This window comes from Stenotrophomonas sp. 2YAF22, from assembly GCF_052114665.1.
Lineage (GTDB): Bacteria > Pseudomonadota > Gammaproteobacteria > Xanthomonadales > Xanthomonadaceae > Stenotrophomonas > Stenotrophomonas indicatrix.
Genome location: NZ_JBFRFE010000126.1, coordinates 1 through 8,275, shown reverse-complemented (window position 1 = coordinate 8,275; position 8,275 = coordinate 1). Strand labels below are relative to the sequence as shown.

Sequence of the window (8,275 nt, the reverse complement as noted above, 5' to 3'; positions counted from 1 at the left end):
ACCGCGGCGGCACGCTACGACCGGTACGGCAGCTACAAGGCCGACGGCGGCGGCGAAGCGCTGGATATCGGCAGCCAGAAGGAAACCACCTGGAACGCCGGCCTGGAATGGCGGCCGTTCGAGTCGCTGCTGGTGCGCGGTTCCTACGCGACCAGCTTCCACGCGCCGGACATGCACTACCTGCTGGGCCAGGCCAGCAGTTCCGAAGTGCTGACCTACGATCGCCTGCGCTGCATCGAGAGCGGCGCTTATCTGGTCAACAACTGCGGCGTGGGCAATACCGATGTCTGGTACGCGTTCGATGTGAACCGTCGGGGTACGCCGCTGCTGCGCTCGGAAACCGGCGATTCGTGGACGGTGGGTTTCGTGTGGGACGTGCTGCCGAACCTGTCGATGAGCGCTGACTACTGGGCGATCAAGCTGGAAGACATGATCGTCGACGTCGGCGCGGACGAGGTGCTGGCCAGCGAGGCCGGCTGCCTGACCGGCAAGAACATGGACGGCACGCCGTGGGCGAACCCGGCAGGTGAGGCTTACTGTGCCGGCATCCTGGCCCGGGTGAACCGTGACGGCAGCGGCCGGCTGGTGTCGATCGAGCGCGGGCCGTTCAACCTGGCCAGCCGCGAAGTGCGCGGCATCGACCTGAGCGCGCGCTACCGGCTGGAGACGGCCGCATGGGGCAGCTTCCAGCTGGGGGTGAACTACACCAACCAGATTTCGACGAAAGAACAGCGTTACGCCAACGATCCGAACCCTGAGCGTCGCGACCGTGACCTGCGCAGCAAGCTGCGCGCCAGCCTGGCGTGGCAGGGCGGCAACTGGAATGCGAACGTGTATGCCGACCGCATCGGTTCGGTGCCGGGCGTGCGCTACCACTGGGGCACCGACCGCCTGGACAACCCCGGTGGCTGCCTGCCGTTCGCCGATGGTTACGTGCCCAGCGACAGCCCGTCGCTGAACTGCCTGGAACCCGCCACGCGTCCGGATGGATCGGCCAATCCGAACCCGAATGCGGGGCAGCAGACGGCGCGCTACTACGGCCGGGTCGGACCGTTCATTACCTGGAACTTCAACGTCGGCTACCAGGTGACCGAGTTCATGAAGGTCAATCTGTACGTGAACAACGCGTTCAATGCGACCAGCTGGAACCACAAGGACCCGTACAAGGTCGACTACGATTTCGCGCCGACCCGCTTGCTGGGCGCGGTGGGCCGCGAGTTCGCGCTGGAGTATGTGTTCACGTTCTGAGGGAAGGCGGCGCCGGGCATGGCCCGGCGCCAGCCGCGGGTTGACGGGCAGCCACGCATGGCGTGGCTCTACTGCGGCTTTGATGGAACATTGGCGGGATGGGGTGGATTTGACCTTCCCACGATGGCAAGGTCTAGGCTGGTCACCATCCTCCAGATGGAACCAGGGAAACCAGGCCATGAGCACCTCCAGCCCCACAGCCGTCCACGAGACGGCTTCCACCATCAGCCTGCCGATCGAAGGCATGACCTGCGCCAGCTGTGTTGGCCGCGTTGAAGCGGCCCTGGCCAAGGTCGAGGGGGTCGCCAGCGTGTCGGTCAACCTGGCCACCGAGCGCGCGGACATCCGTTCCTCTGGTCCGGTCGACCGCGATGCGCTGATCCAGGCAGTGGAGAAGGTGGGCTACGAAGTGCCCGCCGCGACCACTGAACTGGCCGTGGAAGGGATGACCTGCGCATCCTGCGTCGGCCGTGTGGAGCGCGCGCTGTTGGCGGTGCCGGGCGTCAGCCACGCCAGCGTCAACCTGGCCACCGAGCGTGCGACCGTGCGCGGCGTTGCCGGCATCGATGCACTGGTGGCGGCGATCGACAAGGTTGGATATGCGGCACGCGCGATCGATGGCGGTACCCAGGTCGACGAGGAAGCGGCGGAAAAGAAGGATGCCGAGCGGGTGGCGCTGAAGCGCGACCTGATCCTGGCCAGCGTGCTGGCGGCCCCGGTGTTCGTATTGGAAATGGGCTCGCACCTGATCCCCGGCATGCACCATTGGGTGATGTCCACGATCGGCATGCAGGCCAGCTGGTACCTGCAGTTCGTGCTGACCACGCTGGTCCTGGCCATTCCCGGCCGGCGTTTCTACCAGAAGGGCTTCCCGGCGCTGCTGCGCCTGGCACCGGACATGAACTCGCTGGTGGCGGTGGGTACCGCGGCGGCGTTCGGTTATTCGGTGGTGGCCACCTTCATCCCGCGCCTGCTGCCGGCGGGCACCGTGAATGTCTACTACGAAGCGGCGGCAGTGATCGTCGCGCTGATCCTGCTCGGCCGGTTCCTGGAGGTGCGCGCGAAAGGCCGCACCTCGGAGGCGATCAAGCGCCTGGTCAACCTGCAGGCCAAGGTGGCGCACGTCAGTCGCGAAGGGCGCATCGTCGATATCCCGATCAACGAGGTGCTGCTGGGCGACCTGCTGGAAGTGCGTCCGGGCGAGCGCGTGCCGGTGGATGGTGAGGTGACCGACGGTCGCAGCTACGTCGACGAATCGATGATCACTGGCGAGCCGATCCCGGTGGAGAAGTCGGCCGGCAGCAGCGTGGTCGGCGGCACCGTCAACCAGAAGGGCGCGCTGACCCTGCGTGCGACCGCAGTGGGTGGGCAGACCATGCTGGCGCAGATCATCCGTCTGGTTGAACAGGCACAGGGTTCCAAGCTGCCGATCCAGGCCGTGGTCGACAAGGTGACGCTGTGGTTCGTGCCGGCGGTGATGCTGGCGGCCCTGGCCACCTTCCTGGTGTGGCTGATCTTCGGGCCGTCGCCGGCGCTGACCTTCGCGCTGGTCAACGCGGTGGCCGTGCTGATCATCGCCTGCCCATGCGCGATGGGGCTGGCGACGCCGACCTCGATCATGGTCGGCACCGGCCGCGGCGCCGAGATGGGCGTGCTGTTCCGCAAGGGCGAGGCGCTGCAGCTGTTGAAGGACGCCAAGGTGGTGGCGGTGGACAAGACCGGCACCTTGACCGAAGGTCGCCCGCTGCTGACCGACCTGGAAATCGCCGACGGCTTCGATCGTGCGCACGTACTGGCGAGGGTGGCGGCGGTGGAGTCGCGCTCGGAGCATCCGATCGCCCGCGCCATTGTCGAGGCGGCGACGGAGGAGGGCATCGCGTTGCCGGCGATGGTTGATTTCGAGTCGGTGACCGGCATGGGCGTGCGTGCCAGCGTCGACGGTGCGCGGGTGGAAGTGGGTGCCGATCGCTTCATGCGTTCGCTGGGCGTGGACATCGGCATGTTCGCTGCGCTGGCCGACCGCCTCGGCAACGAAGGAAAGTCGCCGCTGTATGCCGCCATCGATGGCCGCCTGGCGGCAATCATCGCCGTCTCAGATCCGATCAAGCCGAGTACGCCGGCCGCCATTGCCGCGCTGCACCAGCTGGGTCTGAAGGTGGCCATGATTACCGGTGACAACGCCGCTACCGCGCAGGCCATCGCCCGCCAGCTCGGCATCGATGAAGTGGTGGCCGAGGTGTTGCCGGAAGGCAAGGTGGAGGCGGTGCGTCGGTTGAAGGCGGCCTACGGGCAGATTGCGTTCGTCGGTGATGGCATCAACGATGCGCCTGCGCTGGCCGAAGCTGATGTGGGCCTGGCCATCGGTACCGGCACCGACGTCGCGGTGGAATCGGCCGACGTGGTGCTGATGTCCGGCAACCTGCAGGGCGTGCCCAACGCCATCGCGCTGTCGAAGGCGACCATCGGCAACATCCGGCAGAACCTGTTCTGGGCCTTCGCCTACAACACCGCGTTGATTCCGGTCGCGGCGGGTGCGCTGTACCCGGTATGGGGCGTGCTGCTGTCGCCGGTGTTCGCCGCCGGTGCCATGGCCCTGTCCAGCGTGTTCGTGCTCGGCAATGCGCTGCGCCTGCGGCGCTTCCAGGCGCCGATGGTCGAGGCGTCCCATGCGGCCCAGTAAAGGAGTGATGGCATGAACATCGGTGAAGCATCGAAGGCATCCAGCGTGTCGGCCAAGATGATCCGCTACTACGAGCAGATCGGCCTGATTCCGCCAGCTGACCGTACCGGCGCGGGCTATCGCGCCTATTCGCAGGCCGACGTGCACCGGCTGCGTTTCATCCGTCGCGCGCGTGATCTCGGCTTTTCGGTGGCCGAGATCACCGACCTGCTGGGCCTGTGGAACGACACCTCGCGGCACAGCGCCGACGTCAAGCGCCTGGCCGAGCAGCACATTGATGATCTGGAACAGCGCATCGAGAACATGCGGCAGATGGCCGATACGCTGAAATCACTGATCAGCTGCTGCGCCGGCGATGATCGTCCCGAGTGCCCGATCCTGCAGCGGCTGGGGGAAGGCGAGGAGGGCGCTGCGCCGGTTGCGGCGCCCACCGGGGCGGTACGCAGGCGCGCGCGCAGGACCTGAAGACGACATACGGAAAAGAAAATGCCCGCCCCGGCAGTTGCACGGGGCGGGCATCGTTCATGCAGTGGGTCAGGCGATCAGGCCGGGCGCGGCGGGAAACCCGCTTCGGTCAGCGCTGCAATGATCTGCGCTTCGCTGGCCGAGGTCTGCACCTGCACGCGGCGGCTGGGCGGGTCGGCCGACACCGTCGCCGCCGGGTCGACCAGCTCGATCGCCTTGGTCACGCTACGCGCGCAGCCGCCGCAGGTCATGCCTTCCACATGGAATTCCATCTGTAGCTCCTTCGATGCACTTGGGGGTGGAGGCAGTGTGCACCTTGCAACGATGGCAGGGTCAAGGGTTCCCGCGGCGCAGGGGCCACGAAAAACGGCAGCCACCTGTACCAGCGCGGCTGCCGTGGAGGATCGTCCCCGCCCGCAGGCGGGGGTAATGCCTTAGAACTTCCAGTTCACGCCGAAGTACAGCTGGCGCCCGGCATACAGGTTGGACAGCAGTCGGGCCTGGCTGTCATTGCCGATGTAGCTGCGCAGCTCGGACTTGGTGGCGTTCAGCACTGCTGCGGTCACGGTCCAGTCCGCAGTGATGTTGTAGGCCACGTTCAGATCCAGCTGGCTGTACGGCTTGGTGTAGGTGGTCAGGCCGTTGTTGAGGCCGCCCACCACTTCGCCACGACGGTTGTACGAGGCACGGGCCAGGAACTTCTCGTTCTCGTAGAACACGGTGACGTTGGCCTGGTTCTTGGCGCTGCCGACCAGCGGCGACGAACCGATCTCTTCGCCATCAAGCACGATCGAGGCCAGGTTGGTGTCGTTGTAGGTGTAGTTGGCCTGGACACCAAAGCCCATGTCGAAGGTGTACTGGCCATACAGCTCCACGCCCTGCGACACGCCGTCGCGGCCGTTGGCTTCGGTGCTGTACTTCTGCACCACCACCGTTTCGCCACCGACGGTCATCTGCTGGTCGCGCACGACCGGCACGGTGAAGTTGTCCACGTTCTTGYGGAACAACGCCACGCCTGCAACCGAACCCGGCTTGAAGTACCACTCCAGGCCAAGGTCGAACTGCACCGCCTTGAACGGCTCCAGTGCCTTGTTGCTGCCCGAGCCGTACCAGCCGGGGGTGTCGGTGCCGCCAGCGACCCGACGATCATTGCTGTATTCCTGGCTGATGTACTGCAGGCCGCCCGGATAGGCGATGCTGGTGTAGCCCGGGCGCGCGATTACCTTCGACGCGGCACCGCGCAGCACCAGGTTGTCGGTGATGTCCCAGGCGATGTTGAAGCTCGGGAGGAAGTCCGTATAGGTCTTTTCCAGCGAGCTGAGGGTATAGACCTTGTCGCGCACCTGGTTGTCCGGCAGACGCACGAAGCCGCCCTGGCAACGCAGGTTCGGATCGGCAGCCGGGTCATCGCAGCTCATCGGCGCACCAGCGGCGTTGTCCACGAAGTAGTCGTTGAAACGTTCGACCGAATCGCTGGACTGGGCGAACTGCTTGGTACGCACCACGCGCACGCCGACGTTGCCACGCACGCGATCAGTGCGGAAGTTGGCCTGGAAGTAACCCGAGTAGATCTTCTCGTTGACGTCGTAGACGAAGTCTTCCTCGGTACGGTTGTGCGAGCCACCGTAGGTCTGGTTGAGGTAGTCGATGTAGGCCGGGTAGTTGATGCCGGGGAACACGTTGGCATTGAAGCCACCGGCGATGTTGCTGATCGGGTTGGACAGGAAGAAGCCCGGCTGCGCATTGCCTGCGGTCGGATCGCAACCGGCCTGGTAACGATTGTTGTCATAGTCGGCCGGGTCCAAGCCTTGGCAGACCCAGTAGGTGTTGCCGGTATTGCGGTGCACCTGGCCGTCGCGGTACTTGGCGCCGAACTGGATGGAATCCAGCCAGCCGGCTTCGAACATCTTGGTGACGTCGGCCTGGAAGTAGTTCTGTTTGACCTCGGTCTGCATCCACGACGAATCGGTGGAGCCGGTATCGACCTCGGCGATGCCAGCCATCAGCTGCTGCTGGATGTCCGGCGAGACGGTCAGCGACGGCGTGCCGGTCAGGTCCCATGCGGTGTACTGGTTGCCGGCCTGCCACTGGTCACCGACCTTGCGGCGGGGCTTGGCCGACATGCGGAAATTCATCGACGGGCCACCCTTGGACCAGGTGCGGCCGCCGGTGAAGCTGGCCTTCCACAGCGGGCTGATGTCCCAGTCGACGGTCAGATCGGCCGTCTGCGAAAGCGCCTTTTCCTTGCTGTAGCCACCGGTCAGCTGCGGAGTGGGGATGGTGCAGTCATCCGGACCCCAGCCACCCGGCGGCAGGCCAGCTGCGGCGGCCTGGTCTTCGCTGCAGTAATAGGTCTTGCCGGCAAGCTTCTCGTACTGCGCGCCGGTGACGATGCTGCCACTGGGATCGAAGCTCAGCCCGTTGAGCAGGCGCCCACCGGCCCAGTTGCCATCGCCGTTGTAGCGGGCCAGGTTCCACTCCGGCACCTTCAGCATGTTCTGGGTGTAGTCACCCTGCAGTTCGAAGCGGAAGTAGTTCGCGGTCAGGGTCAGGTTGTCGATCGGCTTGAACTGGAAGGTCAGCTGGCCGCCCTTGCGCTCGCGCTTCTCTTCCTTCACCGCGAAGTTCACCGAGGTCGGCATGAAGAATTCGCTGTAGTTCGTGCCGGTCTGGTTGTTGAAACCGGATTGGCCCCACCAGTAGTGGATGCCATCCTGTTCCAGCAGGTTGCCGTTGGCATCACGGGCGGTGGTGTTGTTGCCGTACCACTGGTAGTCCTCGGTGCTGGTCTCCATGGTGCGGGTGGTGCGCTTCTGCTGGGTCACGCCGACCAGCACGCCGAAGCGCTCGTCCTTGCTGTGCCAGGAATACAGCGCCGACACCTGCGGATCGACGTCGTGGCTGGTATCGGACGAAGTGCCTTCCAGGTTGACGTAGCCGGAATTGGCTTCCATCTCCAGCGGTCGGCGGGTGTGCAGGATGACCGTGCCGCCGATGCCGCCTTCGTCGATGCGCGCCTCCGGCGACTTGAACAGCTCGGCGCTGGACAGCATGTTCGACGGCAGCAGGGTGTAGTTGAACGAGCGGGTAGCTTCGTTGTTGGTTTCCGACGAGGCAACGTAGTTGCCGTTCAACTGGGTCAGGGTCAGGTCGGGCGCGAGGCCGCGCACGCTGACCGACTTGCCTTCGCCACCGCTGCGGGTGATGACCACGCCGGGCACGCGCTGCAGCGCATCGGCCACGTTCTTGTCGGGGAACTTGCCAACGTCCTCGGCGGTGATCACTTCGACCACGGCGTTGGCGTCGCGCTTCTGCTGCAGGCTCTTTTCGATCGCGTAGCGATAGCCGGTGACCTGGACGCTGTCCAGGGTGGTGGCGTCCTGCGTGCCGGTCGTTGCTGACGCCTGCTGGGCGGAAGCGCCAAGCGGGGCGACGGCGGCGGCCAGGGCCAGCGCGATGGCCAGCGACAACGCGTCGTGGCCCTGCGTACGTGTTGAATGCTTCATTGCCATCTCTCCCTCTCTCCTGGATTGATCCGGTGACTGACTGACGCGGAAACTTGAATCGATCTAATTCGTGATGCCGATCTTGCCTTCGCCCTGCAGATGCAACGAGCGCCTGGCGGATGGCGCGGCACGTCCTGTCTTGCTCCCCAACTCCCGGGCCATCGCGATGTCGTCTTGGATCGATCTAAGCGATGGGCGGGGCGATTTTTAGCACGGCAACGGCGCCGACGCATGTTGCTGCGCAATATGGCAGCGACGTGTCGTGCAAATGACCCTTTGCGCAAAAACGCTGTAAGCGTTTACATGCGCAGACGGGGTGGGCCGGCCGGGCTGCGCCCGGCACCCGCAGAGGCCTTCAAGCCAAGAAAACAGCAAC

5 protein-coding genes are annotated in these 8,275 nt (G+C 65.2%); 3 read left to right on the top strand and 2 right to left on the bottom strand.

What is annotated here, in order from left to right; genetic code table 11:
* The 3 genes from AB4Y84_RS07335 to cueR all read left to right on the top strand — a co-directional run.
* The coding region (locus AB4Y84_RS07335) for a TonB-dependent receptor (protein ID WP_442249936.1) at nt 1–1,248 on the top strand (1,248 nt) is incomplete at its 5' end.
* A gap of 178 nt (nt 1,249–1,426) precedes the next feature.
* Nucleotides 1,427–3,928 (top strand): heavy metal translocating P-type ATPase, encoded by a 2,502-nt coding sequence (locus AB4Y84_RS07330; RefSeq protein ID WP_442249935.1) that lies wholly within the window; start codon nt 1,427–1,429, stop codon nt 3,926–3,928.
* A 12-nt stretch (nt 3,929–3,940) separates the two neighbouring features.
* On the top strand, nt 3,941–4,393 hold the full coding sequence (gene cueR, locus AB4Y84_RS07325) for a Cu(I)-responsive transcriptional regulator (RefSeq protein WP_025874806.1): 453 nt from the start codon (nt 3,941–3,943) through the stop codon (nt 4,391–4,393).
* Between the two features lie 77 nt (nt 4,394–4,470).
* On the opposite strand, the gene AB4Y84_RS07320 is transcribed toward cueR, so the two are convergent.
* Both AB4Y84_RS07320 and AB4Y84_RS07315 read right to left on the bottom strand, forming a co-directional pair.
* Entirely contained in the window at nt 4,471–4,665 is a 195-nt protein-coding gene (locus tag AB4Y84_RS07320; RefSeq protein ID WP_025874804.1) for a heavy-metal-associated domain-containing protein, read from the bottom strand.
* A 162-nt stretch (nt 4,666–4,827) separates the two neighbouring features.
* Nucleotides 4,828–7,905 carry a TonB-dependent receptor gene (locus tag AB4Y84_RS07315; protein ID WP_442249934.1) on the bottom strand — a complete coding sequence of 1,026 codons (3,078 nt, stop codon included), beginning with the start codon at nt 7,903–7,905 and terminating at the stop codon, nt 4,828–4,830.
* Nucleotides 7,906–8,275 lie beyond the last annotated feature (370 nt).